25 protein-coding genes are annotated in these 21,416 nt (G+C 70.4%); 12 read left to right on the forward strand and 13 right to left on the reverse strand.

Features of this window, described 5'->3' with window-relative positions; genetic code table 11:
• Window positions 1-8: 8 nt before the first annotated feature.
• On the reverse strand, window positions 9-1,094 hold the full coding sequence (locus tag VMD91_17100; GenBank protein ID HTW85791.1) for a P-loop NTPase: 1,086 nt from the start codon (window positions 1,092-1,094) through the stop codon (window positions 9-11).
• Window positions 1,095-1,172: 78 nt separating this feature from the next.
• On the opposite strand from VMD91_17100, the gene VMD91_17105 reads away from it, so the two are divergent.
• From VMD91_17105 to VMD91_17115, 3 genes are read left to right on the forward strand one after another with little or no spacing between them, the layout of a single operon-like run.
• Window positions 1,173-2,552: an FAD-dependent oxidoreductase gene (locus VMD91_17105; GenBank protein HTW85792.1), complete on the forward strand. Its 1,380-nt coding sequence runs from the start codon at window positions 1,173-1,175 to the stop codon at window positions 2,550-2,552.
• Window positions 2,539-3,390, forward strand: a complete 852-nt coding sequence (locus VMD91_17110; protein HTW85793.1) for a squalene/phytoene synthase family protein — start codon at window positions 2,539-2,541, stop codon at window positions 3,388-3,390. The genes VMD91_17105 and VMD91_17110 overlap by 14 nt, the downstream gene beginning before the upstream one ends.
• The gene (locus tag VMD91_17115) at window positions 3,387-4,073 is read left to right on the forward strand and encodes a hypothetical protein (protein ID HTW85794.1); all 687 of its coding nucleotides are present in this window, start codon (window positions 3,387-3,389) and stop codon (window positions 4,071-4,073) included. Before VMD91_17110 ends, VMD91_17115 begins: the two co-directional genes overlap by 4 nt.
• Here VMD91_17115 and VMD91_17120 read toward each other — a convergent pair.
• The 6 genes from VMD91_17120 to VMD91_17145 are packed head-to-tail and all read right to left on the reverse strand — an operon-like array spanning window position 4,070 to window position 8,796.
• Complete coding sequence (locus VMD91_17120; protein ID HTW85795.1) at window positions 4,070-4,702, reverse strand: hypothetical protein; 633 nt, start codon at window positions 4,700-4,702, stop codon at window positions 4,070-4,072. The genes VMD91_17115 and VMD91_17120 overlap by 4 nt on opposite strands.
• A 36-nt stretch (window positions 4,703-4,738) precedes the next feature.
• The gene (locus VMD91_17125) at window positions 4,739-5,425 is read right to left on the reverse strand and encodes a c-type cytochrome (protein HTW85796.1); all 687 of its coding nucleotides are present in this window, start codon (window positions 5,423-5,425) and stop codon (window positions 4,739-4,741) included.
• A complete protein-coding gene (locus VMD91_17130; GenBank protein HTW85797.1) occupies window positions 5,422-6,174 on the reverse strand; it encodes a cytochrome c oxidase assembly protein in 753 nt (250 codons plus the stop codon). The genes VMD91_17125 and VMD91_17130 overlap by 4 nt, the downstream gene beginning before the upstream one ends.
• Window positions 6,171-7,508, reverse strand: a complete 1,338-nt coding sequence (locus VMD91_17135) for a cytochrome b N-terminal domain-containing protein (GenBank protein HTW85798.1) — start codon at window positions 7,506-7,508, stop codon at window positions 6,171-6,173. Before VMD91_17135 ends, VMD91_17130 begins: the two co-directional genes overlap by 4 nt.
• On the reverse strand, window positions 7,493-8,242 hold the full coding sequence (locus tag VMD91_17140; protein ID HTW85799.1) for a Rieske (2Fe-2S) protein: 750 nt from the start codon (window positions 8,240-8,242) through the stop codon (window positions 7,493-7,495). The genes VMD91_17135 and VMD91_17140 overlap by 16 nt, the downstream gene beginning before the upstream one ends.
• A complete protein-coding gene (locus VMD91_17145; GenBank protein ID HTW85800.1) occupies window positions 8,239-8,796 on the reverse strand; it encodes a cytochrome c oxidase subunit 3 in 558 nt (185 codons plus the stop codon). Before VMD91_17145 ends, VMD91_17140 begins: the two co-directional genes overlap by 4 nt.
• A 53-nt stretch (window positions 8,797-8,849) precedes the next feature.
• On the opposite strand from VMD91_17145, the gene coxB reads away from it, so the two are divergent.
• The 6 genes from coxB to VMD91_17175 all read left to right on the forward strand — a co-directional run bounded on the left by coxB (window position 8,850) and on the right by VMD91_17175 (window position 13,557).
• Window positions 8,850-9,506 carry a cytochrome c oxidase subunit II gene (gene coxB / locus VMD91_17150; GenBank protein HTW85801.1) on the forward strand — a complete coding sequence of 219 codons (657 nt, stop codon included), beginning with the start codon at window positions 8,850-8,852 and terminating at the stop codon, window positions 9,504-9,506.
• On the forward strand, window positions 9,503-11,125 hold the full coding sequence (gene ctaD / locus VMD91_17155) for a cytochrome c oxidase subunit I (protein HTW85802.1): 1,623 nt from the start codon (window positions 9,503-9,505) through the stop codon (window positions 11,123-11,125). The genes coxB and ctaD overlap by 4 nt, the downstream gene beginning before the upstream one ends.
• A complete protein-coding gene (locus tag VMD91_17160) occupies window positions 11,122-11,499 on the forward strand; it encodes a cytochrome c oxidase subunit 4 (protein ID HTW85803.1) in 378 nt (125 codons plus the stop codon). The genes ctaD and VMD91_17160 overlap by 4 nt, the downstream gene beginning before the upstream one ends.
• Before the next feature lie 43 nt (window positions 11,500-11,542).
• Window positions 11,543-12,838 (forward strand): glutamate-1-semialdehyde 2,1-aminomutase, encoded by a 1,296-nt coding sequence (locus VMD91_17165; protein HTW85804.1) that lies wholly within the window; start codon window positions 11,543-11,545, stop codon window positions 12,836-12,838.
• A complete protein-coding gene (locus VMD91_17170; GenBank protein ID HTW85805.1) occupies window positions 12,838-13,089 on the forward strand; it encodes a 4a-hydroxytetrahydrobiopterin dehydratase in 252 nt (83 codons plus the stop codon). The genes VMD91_17165 and VMD91_17170 overlap by 1 nt, the downstream gene beginning before the upstream one ends.
• A gap of 147 nt (window positions 13,090-13,236) precedes the next feature.
• The gene (locus VMD91_17175; GenBank protein ID HTW85806.1) at window positions 13,237-13,557 is read left to right on the forward strand and encodes a hypothetical protein; all 321 of its coding nucleotides are present in this window, start codon (window positions 13,237-13,239) and stop codon (window positions 13,555-13,557) included.
• Between the two features lie 34 nt (window positions 13,558-13,591).
• On the opposite strand, the gene VMD91_17180 is transcribed toward VMD91_17175, so the two are convergent.
• Genes VMD91_17180 through VMD91_17190 form a run of 3 tightly spaced genes read right to left on the reverse strand, consistent with a single transcriptional unit; the run spans window position 13,592 to window position 15,612 of the window.
• Window positions 13,592-13,753, reverse strand: coding sequence for a hypothetical protein (locus tag VMD91_17180; protein HTW85807.1), 162 nt, complete (start codon window positions 13,751-13,753; stop codon window positions 13,592-13,594).
• A 40-nt stretch (window positions 13,754-13,793) separates the two neighbouring features.
• Window positions 13,794-15,140, reverse strand: a complete 1,347-nt coding sequence (locus tag VMD91_17185; protein ID HTW85808.1) for a M28 family peptidase — start codon at window positions 15,138-15,140, stop codon at window positions 13,794-13,796.
• 16 nt (window positions 15,141-15,156) lie between these two features.
• Window positions 15,157-15,612 (reverse strand): ATP-binding protein, encoded by a 456-nt coding sequence (locus tag VMD91_17190; GenBank protein ID HTW85809.1) that lies wholly within the window; start codon window positions 15,610-15,612, stop codon window positions 15,157-15,159.
• Window positions 15,613-15,738: 126 nt separating this feature from the next.
• Here VMD91_17190 and VMD91_17195 point away from each other — a divergent pair, with 126 nt between their 5' ends.
• Window positions 15,739-16,221, forward strand: coding sequence for a peptidylprolyl isomerase (locus tag VMD91_17195; GenBank protein HTW85810.1), 483 nt, complete (start codon window positions 15,739-15,741; stop codon window positions 16,219-16,221).
• A 42-nt stretch (window positions 16,222-16,263) separates the two neighbouring features.
• Entirely contained in the window at window positions 16,264-16,788 is a 525-nt protein-coding gene (locus VMD91_17200; protein HTW85811.1) for a DNA starvation/stationary phase protection protein, read from the forward strand.
• A gap of 25 nt (window positions 16,789-16,813) precedes the next feature.
• Here VMD91_17200 and VMD91_17205 read toward each other — a convergent pair whose 3' ends face one another.
• Complete coding sequence (locus tag VMD91_17205) at window positions 16,814-17,680, reverse strand: serine hydrolase (protein HTW85812.1); 867 nt, start codon at window positions 17,678-17,680, stop codon at window positions 16,814-16,816.
• Window positions 17,677-18,261 (reverse strand): hypothetical protein, encoded by a 585-nt coding sequence (locus tag VMD91_17210; GenBank protein HTW85813.1) that lies wholly within the window; start codon window positions 18,259-18,261, stop codon window positions 17,677-17,679. The genes VMD91_17205 and VMD91_17210 overlap by 4 nt, the downstream gene beginning before the upstream one ends.
• 46 nt (window positions 18,262-18,307) lie before the next feature.
• Here VMD91_17210 and VMD91_17215 point away from each other — a divergent pair, with 46 nt between their 5' ends.
• The gene (locus tag VMD91_17215) at window positions 18,308-20,344 is read left to right on the forward strand and encodes a S9 family peptidase (protein ID HTW85814.1); all 2,037 of its coding nucleotides are present in this window, start codon (window positions 18,308-18,310) and stop codon (window positions 20,342-20,344) included.
• Window positions 20,345-20,356: 12 nt separating this feature from the next.
• Here VMD91_17215 and VMD91_17220 read toward each other — a convergent pair whose 3' ends face one another.
• On the reverse strand, window positions 20,357-21,376 hold the full coding sequence (locus tag VMD91_17220) for a cytochrome P450 (protein ID HTW85815.1): 1,020 nt from the start codon (window positions 21,374-21,376) through the stop codon (window positions 20,357-20,359).
• Window positions 21,377-21,416: the final 40 nt, after the last annotated feature.

A 21,416-nucleotide genomic window follows, 5' to 3' on the forward strand; every position in this document is an offset into this window, starting at 1 on the left:
GCGGCAGCTCAGATGAGCGAGATGGTTTCTTTCGGCCGCGGACGCGCCGCGATCGCCGCGTCGAGCTGCCGCGCCAAGCGATCGATGATCGGGTCGTCGATCTCCTCGACGCGGCCCGAGTCGGCCAGCGCGACCAGGTTCGGATCGATCGGCATACGCGCGAACACCGGCGCCTGCGCCAGCTCCGCGACCTGATCGGCGTACGAGGGCCCGAAGACCTCGTAGCGTTTCCCGGTGTCGGGCGCGACGAAGTACGACATGTTCTCGACCACGCCGACGATCGGTTTCTTCAACTGGTGCACGAGGTTCGCGGCCTTGCGCACGATCATCGTCGCCAGCTTCTGCGGCATCGTGACCAGCACGATCCCGTCGACGGCCAGCGACTGCAGCACCGTCAGCGGCGCGTCCGACGTCCCCGGCGGCAGGTCGATCAGCAGATAGTCGAGATCGCTCCACAGCGCCTGCTCGTAGAACTGGCGGATCACGCCGGAGAGGATCGGGCCGCGCCAGATCATCGCCGTGTCTTCCTTGTCCGTGAGCAGGTTCGAGCTGACGACTTCGATCGCCGAGCGCGTCACGGCCGGCACCATCAACGGCTTGGGCTGCTGGCCGGGCGGCGTCGAGGGGTCGGACTCGAGCAGCAGCGGTTCGGTCAGCCCGAACAACCGCGGGATCGACGGCCCCGTTATGTCGGCATCCAGAATGCCGACTTTCTTGCCCATGCGCCGCAGGCCGACCGCGAACAGCGCCGTCGTCAGCGACTTGCCGACGCCGCCCTTGCCCGACATGACCGGGACCACCGCGCCGAACTTCGCGCGGCGGGTGAACTCCCCGGGCGCGCGCCGCTGCGGGGTGCGGTCCTCGTTGGCGATGGTCGGAATGCGACCGGAAAGGCGGGCCTGCGTGAGCGCCGCGACGATCGGCTCGACGCGCAGCCCGTGGGCGTTCGCGCCTTGGCCGATCGTCTCGTACTTGTTGACGCCGCAGCCCGCGCAGTGCAGGCCGAACTGCGTGAGCACGTCTTCCGCGATGGGGAAGGCCGCGACCAGCTCGCTGATGTTGGTGTTCGGGGTGATCTCGATCGATGCGGTCATAGGGAAGCGGGAGGTCCAATCTCGGATGGCGGAAGCGCGAGGGAAGCTCCTCGCTCCAAGACCCGCTTGCGGAGGACGATGGTTGACGCGCTGATCGTGGGCGGCGGCCCGGCAGGCCTGGCAGCCGCCCTCTACCTCGTCGAGGCCGGCCGCAGTCCGGTCGTCTTGGAGAAGCGACCGGTTCTGGGCGGCAAGCTCTCGTCCTGGCGCGACGCCGACGGTGACGTCCTCGAGACGGGGTTGCACGCCTTCTTCGGCGGCTACGCGCGGCTCCATGCGCTGTTGGCCAAAGTCGGAATCGCCGACCGCGTCCGGTGGCAGCCGCACACGCTGACCTGGGCGATGCCGCCGCACTTCTCGCCGCGCTGGAACGGCCAGGCCGTCTACGAGGAGTTCCGCTTCGTCGACGCGCCCTCGCCGTTCAACGGCATCGGCGCCGTGCTCAACGCGCGCTACGTCTTCAACGCGTGGGAGAAGGTGCTGTTCGCGAGCGGCACGCTGCCCGTTCTGCTGCGCGATCACCGCTACGCCGAGCGCCAGGACGATCTGAGCTACGCGCAGTGGCACCGCAAGCGCGGGATGTCCGAGCACATGCTGCGCACGTTCTTCGCGCCGATGGCCCTGGCGCTCAACTTCACCCCCGTCGAGGCGATCTCCGCGACGGCGATGCTGCGCGTCATGGCCTACTTCGCCTCGACCCGCAACGCCAGCCGCGCGGGCTTTCTCGACGGACCGCCCGGACCGCGCTTCGTCGACCCGCTTGCCGACCACGTCCGCCGCGGCGGCGCGACCGTCGAGACCAGCGCGGGCGTGGCCGAGCTGCTGTTCTCCGGCGATCGCTGCACCGGCGTGCGCACCCGCGACGGGCGCACGATCGAGGCCGAGCAGGTCGTGCTGGCGACGCCCATCCACGACGCGCGCCGCCTACTCCCGACCGATCTGTTGCGCGCGCCCGCACTGCGCGGCGTCGCGACGCTCGAGAGCGCGCCGGTCATCAACGCGCACCTGTGGTTCGACCGGCCGGTCTCGCCGTTCACCAACCTGATGTTCGCGCCGGGAACGATTCTGAGCGTGCACGCGGACCTCGGGCAGGCCTCGCCGGGCTACGGCTGGCGCGACCGCTCCTTCATCGAAGCGTGCGTCGCGCCGGCCGACGAGCTGATCGCGCAGGACGACGAGACGGTGATCGCGCGCGTGCTGGACGATCTGGGCAGGCTCTATCCGGCGGCGACGCGCGAGCGACTGGTCAAGGCGAAGCTCGTCCGCGTTCCGCGCAGCGTCTACCGCGCCAGTCCGGGCGCGGAACGGCTGCGGCCCGGTGTCCGCACGCCGGTGCGCAACCTGTTCCTGGCCGGCTGTTACGTCGACACCCAGTTCCCGGCCAGCGTCGAGGGCGCGGTGCGCAGCGCCCGCATGGCGGTCGACGCGTTGCTGGCGGAGTCGCATGCGCGCGCGTGAGGTCGATCCGGTCGACGCGTGCCGCGCCATCGCGCGCCGGCACTCGAAGACGTTCTACTGGAGCTCGCTGTTCCTGCCGGCCGTCCGCCGGCGCGCGGTGTGGGCCGTCTACGCGTTCTGCCGCCGGGCCGACGACATCGTCGACGACGACGCGCCGGTCGCGCAGCGCGAGGCCGCGCTCGACCGGTGGGAGCGCGCGGCGCGCGACGCCTTCGCCGGCCGACCGAACGAAGATCCGGTCCTGATCGCGCTGGCGGGCGCGGTCGCGCGCTTCGGCGTGCCGCTGGCGCCGGCGCTGGCGCTCCTGCGCGGCGCGCGCCAGGATCTGCGCATCCAGCGCTACGCGTCCTACGAGGACTTGCGCGAGTACTGCGATCTGGTCGCCGCCACCGTCGGGCAGCTGGTGCTGCCGATCCTGGGCGCGCGCGACCCGCGTGCCGAGCGCTATGCGACGGCACTGGGACGGGCGATGCAGATGACGAACATCCTGCGCGATGTCGGTGAAGACGCCCGCCTGGGCCGCGTGTACCTGCCCGCCGAGGACCTGCGACGGTTCGGATACTCCGAGGAGGCGATCTTCGCCCATGCGCTCGACGATCGGTTCGTCGCGCTGATGCGGTTCGAGATCGCGCGCGTGCGCGAGCTGTACGCGCAGGCCGAGCCGGGCGTCGCGATGCTCGAGCCCTCCTCGCGCTTCACCGTCGGCGTCGCGCTCTCGCTCTACCGCGCGATCCTCGAGCGCATCGAGGCCAACGGCTACGACGTCTTCGGCCGGCGCGCCTACGTGCCGCTGCGCGGCAAGCTGCTCGGCGCGCTGAGCATCGCGCTGGCCCGATGAGCGAACGCCCCGTGCGCGAACCGCATGCGATCCGAATCGTCGAAGACCGCTGGACGACGTTCCGCCACGTCATCGAGGCGGTCGCCATCATCGCGGCCGGGTTGTGGGCGTTCTACACGTTCGTCTACCAAGAGAAGATCAAGCCCGCCGGCGAGCCGGCCGCGCTCGACCCCACCATCCTCGTGCAACGGGTCGGCCACGACGCCAAGCGCGAAGTGCTCCGGGTGACCGTGCAGTGGCGCAACACCGGCCAAACGGAGATCGACATCGCCGCCGACGGGTGGAACCTGTACGGTGAGCGCTACGGCCCGCGCCCCGTTCACCATACCGTCGATCAGGACGGGAACCTGCGCGACGAGACGAACGCGCTGCCGATCGTCTCGCGAACGCTGCTGCGCGCGTACGGCCAACTGCGCGACGCCGCGGTCGGCGGGCTCACCGGCGACCATATCGTGATCGAGCCGGGGACGACGACGACGTACGACGACCCGGGCGGCGACGTGATCGTCCCGCGCGGACGCTACGACGTCATCGACGCCGAGATCATCGGCGTTCCGGTCAAGACGCCGGTTCGCCGCAAGGTGCACATCACGATGACGCGCAGCTCGCGGGGCGGCGTCTGGTTTCGGTCCAACGAGGTGACCTCTTCGGACACGCGGTCGAGCACGTCCCTGATTCCTTAGACGGGCGAAACGGCGGCGGCGCCGCCGACCAGCGTCTCGTAGGCGGCTCGCAGCGTGGCGGCGGTGACGGCCAGACCGAGCTGTTCGTCGGCGGTTCGTTCGACCGAGTGGCGCTCGCGCACGCCGTCGCGGCCCAGCGCGCACGGGAGCTCGAGCACGACGTCGCCGACCGCGTACGATCGCGGCGCGGTGGCGCAGACCTCTTGGACCTCGCCGCGATCGCTCAGAATGGCCGCGACCACCTGCACGACCCGGTCGGCTTGGTCGCGGCGCGGGCCGCCGACACCGACGATGCGTTCGCTCGAGCGGGTGGAGACGTCGATCGCGATGCGCGTCGTCAGCGCGGCCGGCGGGGACGCGATCACCAGCACGGCGTGCGGCACCGCTTCGTCCAGGCGGCGCACCACCCAGGCGACCGACGGCGCGTTGCGCGCGGCGGCGGCGACCAAGTTCTCGGCGTCGAGCGCGAACGATCCGGTCGCCAGCACGACGACGTCGGCGTTGACCCGGGCGGCGTCGGCCGGCTCGACGACGGCGACCCGTATGGGGAGCGCCGCGAGGGCGGTCTGAAATGAGGCGGCGACGCAACCGTGGCCGACGACTGCGACGCGAGCGGGCTGGGGGGTCATTTCACGGGAGGATCGCACGGCGCGCTGTCCGCGCGCTTACGAATCGGGCGATGTCTCGCGCGAGAAGGCGAACGCGAGCGCCGAGAGCGCCGCGATCGCGAGCCAACCGATCAAGCCTTCGGGGACCGGTCCGCTCGTCGCGGCCGGCACGTGTGGCGTATTCGAGTCAGTCGCGAGCTGGAAGACGTAGGCCGCCACGTCGTTGAGGTCCGCGTCGCTGAGCTGCTGGGTGGTGAAGGGCGGCATCTCGTCGGGGCCGATGCGAATCGCCTCGGCGACCTGCGTGATGCTGGTGTGGTGCAGGTTCGGCGCCCAGTAGTCGCCGCCCAGCGGCGCGCCCTCGGCGGCGACGCCGTGGCAGTGCTCGCAGTTCTGTTCGAACAGCGTGCGGCCGCGGGTTGCATCGCCGATGACGACCTGGGGGATCGCGGGGCCGCCCGGCGCCACCGCCGCGATGTAGGCCTCGATGTGCGCGATCGTCGCCGGCGGGAGCTGTACCCGGCGGTCGCCGATCTCGACGTTCGGATCGGCGGCCGGCATGCGCCCCGTCTGCAGCATGAAGTCGACGGTGGCCGCGCCGACGCCGACGAGCGGCGGCCCGCCGAGGCCGCCGTGGAGATCGGCACCGTGACACGACGAGCAATGTTGCGCGTACGCCAGCGCGCCGGCGGCGTCGGGCGCGGGCGTCGCGGTGGCGAGGATCGCCGCCAGCAGTAGCGTCACGTCGCCAGCCGCCGTTCGCGCGCGCCCCAGTCGCCGACGCACCACAGCAGTGCCAGGAACAACGGGACCCCGCCGCCCAGCCACATCACCGTCCCGGCGTCGCGCTGGTCGGCCAGCGCGCCGGGCATCGCCGCGTAGTGCGGATACAGGACGTGGCGCGCGACGTAAAACGCGAAGCCGAGGAACGCGCAGGTCGGCATCGCGAGGAACAGCGTCATGATGCGCAGCGGGTGCGAGGGCGCGTGCGGCGCCGGCGCGACGGCCAGGATCGGCGTCCAGAACAGCAGCGCGGCGGTCAGGTAGAGCGCGTGCTCGAACGCGTGCACGTTCTCGTTCTCGAGCGCGGCCTCGTAGAGCGGCGAGAAGTGCGTGCCGTACAGCACCGCGAGGAAGAGGACCAGTGCGACGATCGGGTGCGTCAGCCAGCGCACCGGCGCGGAGCGCATCACCCGCGCCAGCGTGCTCGCCTGGCGCGCCGGCAGCGCCGCCAGCGCCAGCCGCAGCGGCGCGCCCAGCAACAGCAGCGGTGCGGCCAGGCCCGTCAGCAGCAGATGCTCGGTCATGTGCCACGAGAACGAGGCGTCGGCGAGCCGGTCGACCGGGCCCGTCAGCGCGAGCGCGATGACCACCAGACCGCTCGCGAACGCGACGATCGCCCACCGCGAGAACGACCGTCCGCGCGCGTGCGCGCGTGCCAGGCCCCAGCCGTAGAGGCACGCGGCGAGCAGCAGCAGCGCGGCGATCGTCACGTCGTCTCCGGTTCGCGTTCGTCGAAGCCGCCCTGCGCGTTGCGCACCAAAGCGACGACGCGCTCGCGCTCACGACCGTACCGCGCACGCCGCGCGGCCAGCTCGCGCGCGAACGTGGCGGCCGCGACGCCGGCCAACAGGCTGCCGAACGGAAACAGGATGCGATAGAACCAGACCACCGCGACGACCGGCATGTGCAGCGCCTGCGCGAACTGGTCGTCGCTGGCGGCCAGCGTCAGCACGACGGCCGCGGCCAGGAGCGTCACGCCGACGCCGACGCGTCGCGGCGCCAGGCTGGGCGGAACGAGCACGTCGTGTTGCGTCGCCTCGTCGTGCGTCCAGCGGCGATCGATCCACGGCCACGTGTAGAGGAAGGCGAACGCCAGCGTCGGCAGCAGGACCCCGGGCCAGAAGACCGGCGGGATCGGATGCCCGAAGATGCGCAGCTCGGTCGAGGGCCCCAAACGCAGCCCACCGTCGAGGAAGGCCGCGTACCAGTCGGGCGTGGCGGGATTCGGGACCGTCCAATCGTGATAGGGCCCGTACTGCGCGATCGGGTTGATCTCGACCAGCGTCGCCAAGAGCACGATCACGGCGACGGTGGCGGCGAACGCGGCCAGCGTGCGCAGCGCGTAGTCGGGCCAAAAGCGGCGGCCGACGACGTGCGCCGGATCGCGCACGAACTGCGTGTGCTTCTGGTAGACGAGCAGACCGAGGTGGAGCGAGAGCAGCGCCGCGATCGTCACCGGCAAGAAGTAGACGTGGATCGTGTAGAGGTGCGGGAAGAGCAGCGGTCCCGGGTAGGCGCCCCCGTTGAACACCTCGGCCACCCAGCCGCCGACGAAGGGGACCGACTCGGTGACGCTGTCGGCGATGCGCAGGCCGGTTCCGGAGAGCGCGTCGTTCGGCAACGAGTAGCCGGTGAAACCGGTCAGCGAGGCCAGCACCAGCATCGTCAGACCGATGACCCAATTGACTTCACGCGGCGCGCGGTACGCGGCGGTGAAGAAGATGCGGCCCATGTGCACGACGATCGCGGCGACGAAGACGTCGGCGCTCCAGTGGTGCACCTGGCGGATCAGGTAGCCGACCGGGGTCGCGCGCGTCAGCGCGGCGACCGAGTCGAAGGCGCGGTCGGGCGCGTCTTGATAGACGAAGGTGAGCCAGATGCCGGTCGCGACGAGCAGGATGAACGCGTAGAGCGCGAACTCGCCCAGATAGAACGACCAGTGGTCGGGATAGATCTTGGCCAGCACGAAGCGTACCGCCGCGTTGGTGCCGAAGCGGTCGTCGAAGAAGCGCGCGGTACGGCGCACGATCACAGCGTGCGCCACCAGGTGTCGGGCCCGACCGGTGCGTCGAAGTCGCCCTCGGCGACCAGGTAGCCCGCCGCGTCGGTGCCGAGCGGCAACTGCGGCAGCGGGCGCGGCGCGGGGCCCGAGACCGGACGCGCGCCGTCGGTCACGTCGAACACCGACTGATGGCACGGGCAGTAGAGCTGCTGCGAGACGCGGCGATAGATCGCGACCGGACAGCCCGCGTGCGTGCAGATCTTCGAGTAGGCGACGTTGTGCTGCTCGTCGAGCCGGATCAGCACCGCGGCCGTCTCGGGCGCGTCGACCTTGCCCTCGGGGAAGACGGTCTCGATGCCGCCGACGGCCAGATCCGTCGGCCGCAGCGGCGTTCCGGCCGGGCTGACCAGGCGCGTCCCGCGCGCCCATGCCTGCGGGCGCTGGTCGTTCCAGCGCTGCAGCGCCAGCAGCGGGACGACGCCGAGCAGTGCGAACGCGCCCAGCGTCACGCCCCACATGCGGTTGAAGACGCCGCGGCGCGAGACGACGTCCTCCGGCAGCGGCGCCAGATCGAGCGTCGGTCCGCGCGCATGGCGCGGCTCGGTCAGGTCGTTCGGCGCGTGCAGCGCGACGGCGGCGGCGCCGGCCGCGACCGCGACGGCGGCGCACGCGATGACGGTGGCGGCGCCCAGCAGCGCCGGACTGGCGTGCAGCGCCGCCGCGACGATGCAGCCCACGACCGCCAGCACGGCGAGGATCAGGGTGGCGCGCGTCATCGGATCAGGTAGATCGTCGACCACACCGCGAGCCAGACGATGAAGACGAAGTGCCAGTAGTACGCGATCGCCTCGACGCCGGCGTGGGCGTCGCGCGTGAAGGCCGGCTTGCCCAAGAACAGCGTGAGGGCGAAGAGCAGGATCGCGCCGGCCAGGACGTGCGCGAGATGCGTGCCGGTCAGGCAGTAGAAGAGCGTCCCGTAGGCGTCGGTGTTCACCTTGAAGTTCGAGCGCGACCAGTCGTCGAGCGCGATATAGGCGAAGCCGAGCGCGAAGAACAGCGTGAGCACCAGCATCGCGCGCGCGACGACGCGGCGGCCGCGGCCGGCCGCGACCTGCGCGATCCCCATCGTCACGCTGCCCAGGCCCAGCAGTATGGTGCCGAAGGTGGCCGTCGCGACGTCGAGCTGCGCCCCCACCGGCGGCCAAGTGCTCGCCTGCCCGCGCAGGTCGTAATACGCGGCCAGCAGTCCCGCGAACAGCATCGACTCGGACGCGAGGAAGATGACGACGCCGAACACGAGGGGATGCGCGCGTACCGGCAACGGTCGCATGGCGTTCCCCTACCCACGCGTTCACGCGACGAAAACCGGGGTACGAGACCGGCGTGCACGGTCATGTGTGGCCCGCTGCCGTCACCACGCAGGCGTCGGCGATGACCTCGGATTGGGTGTTGTTCATCGCCTGCGGTGCCGGCGTTGCGCTGCTGGTCTGGGGGCTGATCCTATTCGCCGTGTTCCGCTGGCGCGTGCGGTCGTCGGACGACGGCGGGCTGCCGCCGCAGTTCAGCTCGAACAACGTGCTCGAGATCAGCTGGACGCTGATCCCGCTGGCGCTGGTCATCGCGCTGTTCGTGTTCACCTACCGGGTCGAGGCGCGGGTCGAGGCCGTCACCCCGCGGCCGGCGGTCTCCGTCGACGTGACCGGGTTCCGCTGGGGCTGGACGTTCGCGTACGCGGGCGGCCCGACGATCACCGGGACGGCGCTCGCGCCGCCGCAGCTGGTGCTCCCGGCCGGCGAGACGACGCGCATCTCGATCACCTCGAGCGACGTCAACCACGCGTTCTGGGTGCCGGCCTTCCTGTTCAAGCGCGACGCCATCCCCGGGCTGGTGACGACCTTCGACCTGCGGCCGGTCGAGACGGGCACGTTCCAGGGGCACTGCGCGGAGTTCTGCGGCCTGCAGCACGCGCTGATGGGCTTCACCGTGCGCGTCGTCTCGCCGGCCGACTACACCGCTTGGCTCCACGGAGGGCACACGTGAGCGCCACCACCGCGCCGCGCATCGAGGCCGAGTCGAACGATCTGCTCGGCTGGCTGACGACGACCGATCACAAGCGGATCGGCATTCTGTACCTGACGACGAGCCTGGCCTACTTCGCCGTCGCCGGCCTGCTGGCGATCGCGATTCGCACCCAGCTGGCCCGGCCGGACAACGCCGTCGTCACCCCGGAGCAGTACGCGCAGCTCTTCACGCTGCACGGCACCGCGATGATCTTCTTGGTCGTCGCGCCGTTCGCGCTCGGGTTGGCGAACTTTCTGATCCCGCTGCAGATCGGCGCGGCCGACATGGCCTTCCCGCGCCTGAACGCGACCTCGTACTGGATGTTCCTCTTCGGCGGGTTGACGGTTTTCGCCGGCGCCGCGACCAACGAGGGTGCCGCCGGGAACGGCTGGACCTCGTACGCGCCGCTCTCCGAGATCGCGATCAGCACCGGCCTGGGGCAAGACTTGTGGATCGTCGGGATCTTCCTGGTCTCGGTGGCGACGATCCTGACCGCGATCAACTTCGTGACGACGGCGTTCATCTATCGCGCGCCGGGGATGACGATGTGGCGGATCCCGATCTTCACCTGGGAGATGATCGCGACGTCGCTGCTGATCTTCATGGCGTTCCCGTCGCTGGCGGCGGACCTGGAGCTGCTGTTCGTCGACCGGAACCTGGGCGGCCACGCCTTCGATCCGGCCTACGGCGGCAACGCGCTGCTCTGGCAGCACCTGTTCTGGTTCTTCGGGCACCCCGAAGTCTACGTGATGATCTTGCCGTACTTCGGGGTCGTGAGCGAGATCATCCCGGTCTTCTCGCGCAAGCCGATCTTCGGCTACACGGGGCTGGTGCTGGCGGCGTTCGCCATCGCCGGGTTGTCGATGGGCGTGTGGGCGCACCACATGTTCACCAGCGGCGCGGTCGACGACCCGTTCTTCAGCGCGGTCTCGTTCCTGATCGCGGTTCCGACCGGGGTCAAGTTCTTCAACTGGATCGCGACCATGTGGCGCGGCCGGATCGTGCTCGCGACGCCGATGCTGTTCTGTATCGGCTTTCTGATCAACTTTCTGCTGGGCGGCGTGACGGGCGTGATGATCGCCTCGCCGCCGATCGACTTCCAAGCGCACCAGTCGTACTTCATCGTCGCGCACATGCACTACGTGCTCGGCGGCGGCAGCCTGTTCGCGATCTTCGCCGCGTTGTTCTTCTGGTGGCCGAAGATGTTCGGCGTCAAGCTCGACGAGACGCTGGGCAAGGTCTGCTTCTGGCTGCTGTTCGTCGGTTTCAACGTGACCTTCTTCCCGATGCACCTGAGCGGGCTGTACGGGATGGCGCGTCGCGTCTACACCTATCCCGCCAACGGGCCGCTGCCCGAGCTGAACATGATCGCGACGATCGGGTCGTACGTCATGCTGCTGGGCGTGCTGGTGTTCGTCTGGGACGTCATCGTCTCGACGCGCCGTCACGAGCCGGTGCCGGATGATCCGTGGGGTGGGTACTCGCTGGAGTGGGCGACCAGCTCGCCGCCGCCCGAGCACAACTTCGATTCGCTGCCGCCGATCCACAGCGAACGGCCGGTCTTCGACGCACGCCATCCGGAGCTCACGCCGCCATGAGCGTGGGGGTTCGGCTGTTCCTCTCCTCGGCGCTGTTCTCGATCGTGATCGCGGTCGCGTACTGGTATCTCAGCCACGAGCCGACCGGCACGTTCCTGTTGGGCGTGATGGCGTTCGGCCTCTCGTTCGCGTCCGGTTACATGATCTTGGCCGAGCGCGATGCGAATCTCGTCGGCGACAAGCGCGATGCCGATCCGGACGCCGAGACCGGCGTCCTGGTCGGCACCTACAGCTTGCACTCTCCGCTGCCGCTGTGGAGCGCGCTGTCGATCACCTGCGTGCTCGTCGGCCTGGTGATCTCGCCGGCGCTCTCGGCGCTCGGCCTGGTCGGCGGTCTGGTGCTCGGGGTGTTCTTCATCCTGCAGAGCCGCTGAGGGAGAGACGCGCAAGCCGGAGCGCGAAGGACGCGGTTCGACCATGCGCAGCCCGACCGTTTCCGCTCCAGCTCTCGACGACGTGCTCGCCGGCGGCGCCAGCTCGCCCGTGCGAGCGGGGCGGCGCGTCGGCGGCGCCCCGTTCGTGTGCGCGCGCTCGGACGGCGCCTACGCCTTCGATCGCGCGGGACGGCGCTACATCGATTACGTGATGGCGTACGGGCCGCTGCTGTTCGGGCACACGCCCCCGTTCGTGTACGGCCTCGACGCGCTGGCGGCCGACGGCATCGTGCACGGCTCGACCTCGCCGCTCGAGCTGGAGCTGGCGGCGCGGATTCGCGGGCACCTGCCCTCGATGGAGAAGCTGCGCTTCTCGACGACCGGCAGCGAGGCGGTGCAGGGCGCGGTGCGCGTCGCCCGCGCGTTCACCGGCCGTGACGCGGTCCTCAAGTTCAGCGGTAACTATCACGGCCACTTCGATCTGGCGCTGCAAGACGCGGGCGCGTCGGCCGAGACACCGCTCGCGACGAGCTCCGGCATCCCGGCCGCCGTCGTCGGCGACCTCGCCGTCGCGCGCTACAACGATCTGGCCGACGTCGACCGGCACCTGGCGCGCATCGGCGATCGTCTGGCGGCCATCCTCGTCGAGCCGATCTGCGGCAACATGGGCCTGGTCGAGACCGAGCCCGGCTTCCTCGAAGGCCTGCGCGAGCGCGCCGATCGATTCGGTGCGCTGCTGATCTTCGACGAGGTCATCACCTGGCTGCGACTCGGCCTCGACGGTGCGCAGGGCCGCGTCGGCGTTCGCCCCGATCTGACGACGGTCGGCAAGATCCTCGGCGGCTGCTTCCCGCTGGCCGCGTTCGGCGGCCGTGCCGACGTGATGGGCGTGCTCGCGCCCGACGGCCCGTGCTTCACCGGTGGCACCCACGCCGGCATGCCGTTCGCGGTCGCGATGGGCTTGCGCGTGCTCGACCACCTCGAGACGCGGCCCGAGCTGTACGTCGAGATGGATCGCCGCGCGCGCACGCTGGCGGACGCACTCCGCGCGACGCTGCGCGACCTCGACCTCGATTATGTCGTCGTGCAGATGGAGTCGATCGTCGACTTCAAGTTCCGCCCGGGACCGCCGACGCGCTCGTACGACGACCAGCAGCGCGACGACCAGCGCGCCTATGCCGCGTTCTACTGGCAAATGCGCGAGCGCGGCATCCTCTTGCCGCCCTCGCACAACGAGGTGATGTTCCTCTCCACCGCCCACAGCGACGCCGACGTCGCCGAAACGATCGCCGCCGCCGACGCGAGCCTGCGCGCCATGCGCGCGGAAGGGATCGTCTGATGGACGCTCCGCCCGGCTGGACCAACGACGGCCATGCTCTCACCAAGACCTTCGATCGCAAAGACTTCGACGGCAGCATCGCCTTCGTCAACGCCATTGCCAAGATCGCCAACGAGCAAAACCATCACCCGGACATCACGATCTCCTGGAACGAGGTGACGATCCGAACCTGGTCTCACGACGTCAATGCGATCACCGACCGCGACGCCTTGCTTGCCGCCGCGATCGACGCGGCGGCGAATGACGACTGACCCTCCTGGTAACGTTGTGAGGCACGCGGACGTATTATTCGGCCTTCGAGGCCGACCGATACAACGGCCCGGAGGGTCCCCCAACCTCCCTGATACGCCCTGGGCGGGCGCGGGCTCGAATTGACCACCCACCCGCCGAGGAGGCTCGTGCTCTCGACGCTGAGCGTCCTCGGCTGGGTTTGGTTCGGGATTCACATCCTGTTCGTCGCGCTGCTTCCGCTCTTGATCGGGTTCGCGCCGCTCTTGCTGTCGTTCGTTCCGTTCTTCCTCGCGGTCCGCTATGCGAAGCGCGGGGCACGCCACGCGCCCGAAGTCGACGCGGCTACGATCGGCTCCGGCATCGTCGTGATCGCACTGGTCGACGCCTACGCGTTCTACGTCGGGTTCCACCCGTGGGCGTACCCGATCGGGCCGATCGACGCGTTCATCTTTCGGTCCCTGCATTGGTGGCCGCTCTGGCGGCGATGAGCGCTATCGGGTCGGCGTCGGTTCCCGCAACGAGTCAGCCGTGAAGCGGCGGGCCGCCGTCGGCGTCTTCCTCGCCGTCGAGGTCCTCGTCGGACTCCAGGCCCGGATCGTCGGCGTCGCCGAACTGGCCCGTTTCCTCATCCGGGATGTCGCCCGGCCGCGGCCGGTCGCCGCCGTATTCCCGATCCGTTTCCATGGCGAGGCTATTCCCGCCGTCGCGACGGTCCACCCGGCGGCTAACGCACCGGTGTCGGAAAACCCGCCGGTGACCGGTGTCCCGCGGCGTCGACGCTGACGACGCCGAACTGCCAGTCGTCCTTCGAGTAGGGGATGGTGATCTTGGTGACGTTGCCCGCGTCTTGGGCCGACGTCCATTGCGCGTCGGTCGAGGCGCGGCGGACGACCTCGTAGCGGACGGCGCCGGGGACGGCGGTCCACGCCAGCGTCGTGTCGTTGCTGAGGTTCTTGGTATCGACGGTCACGACGGGGACGGCGGCCCCGAGCGCCATCGTCGCGAGCGACGCGATGTTGTAGCGCGTGACCTTGGCCAGGTAGTCGAAGTCGACGTACCGCAGCAGGTCGCCGTATTGGACGCCGTTCTCGACGCGCACGTCCTGGTGCTGGTGGGCGAAGGTTTCGCGTGGCTCGGTGAAGCGGAGCGCGGCGTAGCCGGCGGCGTTGAACGACTCGTGGTCGCCGCCGCGCAAGAACCGGTCGGCGCGGAAGATCAGGTGTCCGGTGAAGCCGGGGTCGTACGCGTCGCCGGTCGTCTTCGCGAAGCGCGCCAGCTCGCGCGAGGGCGAATCGTTCTCGGTGCCCAGCGCGTTCACGCGCGCGACGCTCGCCTCGGCCGGGATCGCCTCCGAGAAGATGCGCACGTAGTCGTCGCGCTTGACGCCGTCGTCGCCGACGGACGCGCCGACGATGTCGTTGTTGAGATCGCCCTCGACCGGGACGGCGTCGGCTTGCAAGGTGCGCGCGAAGTGCGCGCTGCCCAGCAGCCCTTGCTCCTCGGCGTCGAAGCAGGCGAACACGACCGCGGCGTGGACCGGCAGGTTCACCATCACGCGGGCCGCTTCGAGCACGGCCGAGACCGCGGAGCCGTTGTCGTCGGCGCCCGGCGCATCTTTGACCGCGTCCTCGACGTCGGTGACGCGCGAGTCGAGGTGGCTGGACATGACGACGGTGCGGCCGGTCGGATCGTCGCCGCGGAGCGTCGCGATGACCGACGAGATCACGACCGGCCGCGGTGTGCGTTTGGCCGGATCGGTCGGCTGCAGATACTCGTCGTAGCGGACCGTCAGACGTCCGTTGCTGTGGCGCGCGATCTCACGGAACTGCTCCGCCACCCAGTCGCGCGCGGCAAAGATGCCGCGCCCGCCCGGGTCGTGTTCCGAGAGCGTGCTGCGCGTCCCAAAAGCGACCAAGCGTGTATCGGTGGCGCGCAGGCGGGCCGCCGAGACCTGGGCCAGCACGGCCACGACGGCCGGGTCGAGCGGCGGCGTCAGGTCGTCGGCGCGGGCCGGCAGACCGGCGGCCAGCGCGAGGGAAGCGGCGAGGGCGAGCAAACGTGCCGTGCGCATCCCTGCGCGGCTACCGTCAGCTGGCGATCGACTCCTGGTTCGCCTCGGCGTCGTAGCGCAGCGTGCGGCCCAGGACGACGGTCGTCCCGCCGCCCGGCGTGGTGCGCAGCGAGAAGTGGTCGGTGCAGCGCCGCATGATCGGCAGGCCGCGGCCGCGCTCGGAGAAGTCGTCGGGCAGGTCGACGGGCCGCAGCACGCGCTCGATCGGGAAGCCGCGGCCGTGGTCGACGATCGTCGCGAGCAACGTGACCCCACCCAGCAGCGAGCAGCTGATTTCGATCGGGCGGACGGTCTGGGCGTGCTCCACCGCGTTCGCGAACGCCTCGGCCACGGCGCTGACGAACTCGAGCGTATCGGCCTCCGGGATGCCGCACGCTTGCGTAAACGCCATGACGCGTGCGCGGACGAATCGGCTCCGCCGCGGATCCGGTGGAGTGCTCAACCGAAGGGCGGCGACCTTCGGGCGGGGCATGTTCGCTGCTACCTCGGTCTTCGCGGCCGGACGACCAGATGGCCGTCCCTTGTCACCATCGTACCCATCGCGGGCAGGGTGCCTAACGCGGGTCCCGGCCGGTCGCGTGTGGTACGAGGCCCGACGATGGCCACGCACGACAAACCAACCGCCGACGAAGTCACGACCCTCGCCGCCGAGGCGAAGACCGCCAAAGCCCGCATCTCGACCGCCAAGGGCGACATCGTCTTCTCGTTCTATCCCGACGTCGCGCCGCTGCACTCGGCCGCGTTCATCAAGCTGGCGCGCGCCGGCTTCTACGACGGTACGACGTTCCACCGGGTCGAACCGGGCTTCGTCATCCAGGGCGGTGACCCGGACGGCACCGGCATGGGCGGCCCGGGCTATCGGCTCGAGGCCGAGTTCAGCGAGCAGCCGCACCTCAAAGGGACCGTCGCGATGGCGCGTTCCTCGAACCCCAACTCCGCCGGCTCGCAGTTCTACATCTGCCTGGACGACGCGCCGTTTCTCAACCGCCAGTACACGGTCTTCGGCCACGTCGTCGAAGGCCAGACCGTCGTCGACGCCATCCGCGTCGGCGACGTGATGGACAAAGTCACCATCGAATAACGATAGCGCAACCGCACGCGCGACGTGGAGGTTCGATCTCTGATGGACACCACAACACTGACCCCATTCCAAGCGCGGCTCGGAACCCCGTCGGATTTGGCGGAGTCGGACCGCGGCGAGATCGGCAAGGCGCTCACGCCGCTGGTCGCCGATCTGATCGCGCTCTACCTGAAGACGAAGAACTACCACTGGCACGTCTCGGGCAGCCACTACAAGGAGTACCACGAGCTGCTCGACGAGCAGGCGGATCAGATCTTCGCCTACGTCGACCAGCTCGCGGAGCGCTCGCGCAAGCTCGGTCAGCCGACGATCCGTTCGGCCGGTCAGGTGGCGCGCATCACGCGCATCGACGACGACGATCGCGAGTACGTCGAGCCGCATGCGATGCTGCACCAGCTCGTCGAGGACAACAAGGACATCGTCGAGCGGATGCGCGAGCTGCACGGCGTGTGCGACGAGATCGGCGACATCGCGACGGCCTCGCTGCTCGAGACGTTCGTCGACGAAACCGAACGGCGCATCTGGTTCTTGTTCGAAACCGTCCAGGGCGGTCAGTACACGAACTAAGTGGCTTCGGATCTGCCGAAGCCACTCAGGATGTGCGCAACGCGGCGTCGACGCGGCGAGCGATCGCGGCGATGCCGGCGTTGCCGGCCGTGTAGTCGGTGAGGTCGCGGGTGAGCACGACCAGCACGTAGGGCGCGTCGCCGAACGGGTCGACGATCGCGGCGTCGTTGCGCGTGCCGTCGAGCTCGCCCGTCTTGTGCGCGCACGGCGTGCCGGGCGGCAGGCCGCGCACGATCTTGGTCGCGTCGTCGTTGCCGAGCATCACCTCGATCATCGCGCGGCAGCTCTGCGGCGTCGCGATCGTGCGTTCGCCTTCGCGCGTGCCGTGCTCGAGCGAGAACAGCAATCGCGCGACGTCGCGCGGGGTGACCACGTTCAGGTTGCGCTTCCAGGCCGGCACGACGTCGGCGAAGTGGCGCGCGAGCTTCGAGTCGCGCATGCCCGCCAGCCGCATGGTGTGATTGATCGTGCTCATGCCGAACTGCGTGATCAGCGTGTTCGCGGCCGCGTTGTCGCTGACGCGGATCATGGCCTTCACCAGCGTGTCGAGCGACCAGGCCGCGCCGGGCTGCGAGCCCGCCAGCACGTCGGAACCCCCGATGAGGTCGTCGGCACGCGTGCGCACCAGATCAGTCGGTCGCGCCGTCCCGGCGTCGTACGCGCGATAGACGGTCGCCATGATCGCGAGCTTGATGACCGACGCGGCCGGGAACTGTTCGCCCGCCCGCCAACTGGCGGCCGGCGGACCCGCGGCCAGCGTGCGCGCGTAGACGCCCGTGATGCCGGGAATCCCGGCGATCAGACCGTCCAGGGCCAGCTCCGGCGCCGCGAACGCCCGGCGCGGTGCGAGTGCGGCGGCGCCCAGCATGCCCAGGAACGGTCCGCGCCTCATCGCGGCAGCTCGCTCTCGACGAATGCCGCGACCTGATCGCCCAGCCACCGCAGGCGCGGATACATCCACGCGCGCTGCGCCGGACAGCTCAGCTCCCCGAACTCGATCAGCAGCTTCTGGGGCGCGTCGACCTTGCGGAACCCGTAGTAGCCGCTCTCGTGTCCGGTGAAGTTTTCGCCCACGAAACGGAACGGAAAGAGCGGCCGATAGAAGCGTTCCCACGCGGCGACGAACGCGCGGCTCGTCGTCGGCGGAAAGCCCACCGAGGCACCGCTGGCGCAGGCCGGCGCCGAGCCGTCGAAGTGCAAGAACAAGGCGATGCGGGCCGTATCGTGCTCGGGATAGTCGGCCGGCCGCCGCAGGACGCGATACCCGTCGGCGCGCAGACGCCGCGTCGCCTCGTCGGCGACGACCGGCGTCCAGTCGCGCTCGCGGAACCCGCCGCCGGCCGCGCCCAGGTAGCAGTGGACGACGTGGTTGGGTGCGCAGCTGGCGGGCCGGCCCTGGTGACCGGCCTGGATCAGCACGTCGCCGGTCTGGGCACGCGCCGTTCCCGGGAGGACGAGGGCTACCAGAAGCACGGAGAACGCGGGAAGCCGCATCGTCGGGCGTAAATGCACCGCGTCGATGGCCACTCCTCTCGTACCGAGCGACCTGCTTCGTGTCGTCTTGGTCTCCGATCCGCAGATCACCCCGGCCGGCGACGCGGTTTTCTACCGCCGCACGACGTTCGACGCGTCGGCCGACGAGCTGCGCGGCGCGATCCATCGCGTCGACCGCGACGGGAGCGACCGCCCGTTCACGCGCGGCACGAACGATCGCTTGCCGCGCGTCGCGCCGGACGGCTCGGCGCTGGCGTATGTCGGCGATCGCGGCGACGAGCAGCAGATCTTCGTGCTGCGGTTCGACGGCGGCGAGGCCATCCCGGTGGGCGCCACGCACGCCAAGATCGCCGCGCTGGCGTGGTCGCCCGACGCGCGCCGGCTGGCCTTCGTCGCGACGGCCGAACTGGATCCCGCGACGGCGCTCGGCTATCACGATGAGCGAACGGGCGCGCGCCACTTTCGCGCGCTGCCGTTCAAGAGTGACGCCGACGGTCTGCTGGACGGCCGGCGCAAGCATCTATTCGTCGTCGACGTCGCCGGCGGTGACGCGCGCCAGATCACGCACGGCGACTTCGACGCCGGTGCGCCGTCCTGGTCGCCCGACGGGACACGGATCGCGTTCGCGGCGCGGATCGATCTGCCCGAGACGGTGACGGCGCTGGCCGACGTGTACGTCGTCGACGTCGAGAAGGGCACGCGCACGCAGATCACGCGCGGCGCGGGACCGGCGGCGTTGCCGGTGTTCTCGCACGACGGGCGCGAGATCGCGTTCATCGGGCACGAGCACGGTGACAGCGGCGGCGGCCAGTACGACTTCGAGCTGCTCGTCGTGCCGGCGGCCGGTGGCACCCTGCGCTCGCTTTCGGCAACCCTGGGACGCACGATCGGCGATCAGTTGGCCGGCGACCTGCGCACCTCGCTACCGGCGGCACCGGTCTGGAGCCCGGACGACGGTGAGATTCTCGCGCACGTATGCGACGAGGGCGCGACCTCGGTGCGTGCGTTCGCGCGCCACGGCAGCGGCGTGCGCACGCTGGCCGGCGGTGAACGGCACGTGTTCGCGTATACGCTGGCGGCCAACGGCGCGGCGGCGATCGCGTTCTCCACGCCGACGGTCCCCAACGAGATCGCGCTGCTCGAGCCGTACGGTGCCGAACGCGTCCTGACGGCGAGCAACCCGTGGTTGGCGGAAAAGACGGTGCTCGCGCCGCGCCGGTTTCGGCCGCGGGCCGCCGACGGCGCGGTGCTCGACGGCTGGCTGCTCGTCCCCGAACGCGCGCGAGAGACGCGCGTCCCGCTGGTGCTCGAGATTCACGGCGGCCCGCACGGCGCGTACGGCGCGACGTTCTTCCTCGAGTTCCAGGTGCTGGCGGCCCAGGGCATGGCGGTCGCGTACGGCAACCCGCGCGGCTCGCAGTCGTACGGCACGGCCTACGCCGACGCCATCCTCGGCGATTGGGGCGGCATCGACGCCGCCGACGTGCTCTCGATCCTCGATGGCGCGCTCGCGCTGGGAACGTTCGACGAGCAGCGGCTCGGCGTGGCGGGCGGCTCGTACGGCGGCTTCATGACGACCTGGCTGGTCGGCCACAGCGACCGTTTCGCCGCCGGCGTGTCGATGCGCGCCGTCAACGACTTCCTCAGCGAGATCGGCGCCTCGGACATCGGGTGGTTCCTGGAACGCGAGCTGGCGACGGCGTGGGTGGACGACGCGGGCCGCGCGCTGTTCGAGGGTTCGCCGATCCGCGCGGCCGGCTCGATGCGCGCCCCGCTGCTGATCGAGCACAGCGAACGCGACTATCGCTGTCCGGTCGATCAGGGCGAGCAGCTGTTCACGCTGCTGCGCCGGCTGGGCCGTGGCGAGACCGAGTTCGTCCGGTTCGCGCAGACGGGACACGAGCTCTCGCGCGGCGGCAAGCCGCGCAGCCGCGTGCTGCGGTTGCGTGCGATCGTCCAGTGGTTCGTGCGGCACCTGCGTCCCGCCGGCATCGACGCCGCCCCGCGCGAAGCGGGCGCGCTGTTCCGCCCGGTACCGGGTGAACCGGCGCTGCCCGACTGACGCCGCCGCGCGTCACGGCGCGCCGAAGACGGGGATGTGCAGGTTGGGCTCGCCGCGATAGCGCGGTGCGGCCGTCGCGCTCGCGATGTCGACGCCGGCGGTGAGCACGCGGCGCACGACGGCCGTCGCGATGGTGACGGCGAGGTGCTCGCCCAAGCACGCGTGCGCGCCGTCTCCGAAGGTGAACGAGACCGGCGCGGGGCGATCGGGGTCGAACGTGTCGGGCCGGCGGTTCGCGGCCGGATCGCGATTGGCCGCGGCCAGCATGACGATCACGGTATCGCCGGTGCGGACGCGGTAGTCGCCGAGCGTCGTGTCGGCGGCGGCGAACCGGCGCGTGCTGAGCACCGAGGGATCCCAGCGCGCGGTCTCGCGCACGACCCGCTGCGTCAGCGCGACGTCGTCCGCGGCCACGCGAGCGAGCTGCGGGCGCGCCGCGAGCGCCAGCAGCGTCGCGCCGATCAATCCGGCGGTGGCGTCGAACGCCTGGGTGAAGACGCCGACGAGGTTCGCGTGCAGGTCGTCATCGCCGGGCCACACGGCCGCGACGCGTTCGGTCAGCCGGACCGCCGCGGCCGAAGCCGCCACGATCGCATCGTCGGTCGGCGCGGGCGCGAAACCGGCGACCAGCGCGCCGACGTCGTCGGCCATCGTCTCCGCCTCGGGCAGATCGAGAAGCGCCGCCAGCGCCGTCGAGGGGACCTCGCGCGCGAGCCGATCGAGCAGCGCACCGTCGCGCGCCGGGGACGCGGCGATCAGACGTCCCGTCCGCCGTCGCGCGGCATGGTCGAGTGCCGTGCCCTCGCCGTTGCGCAGCGCCGTCATCAGGATCGCGCGCAGCGCGTCGTGGCGCGGCCCGTCGTTCTGCCGGCACAGCCGCGCGAAGAGGTCGCCGGCCGGCGTGCCGGCGATCGCGAGCGGAATTGGCTCGTCGATCGGACGCACGCGTAGCAACGGATCGGCGAGCGCTTCGCGCACGCTGGCGGCGCCGTTGGCGACCCACACGCAGGGAGACTCGCGCGGCTCCGACACCGGTATCGCATTCAACATATCAGAATATCTTGATGTATCG

The organism is Candidatus Sulfotelmatobacter sp., assembly GCA_035504415.1.
Lineage (GTDB): Bacteria > Vulcanimicrobiota > Vulcanimicrobiia > Vulcanimicrobiales > Vulcanimicrobiaceae > Vulcanimicrobium.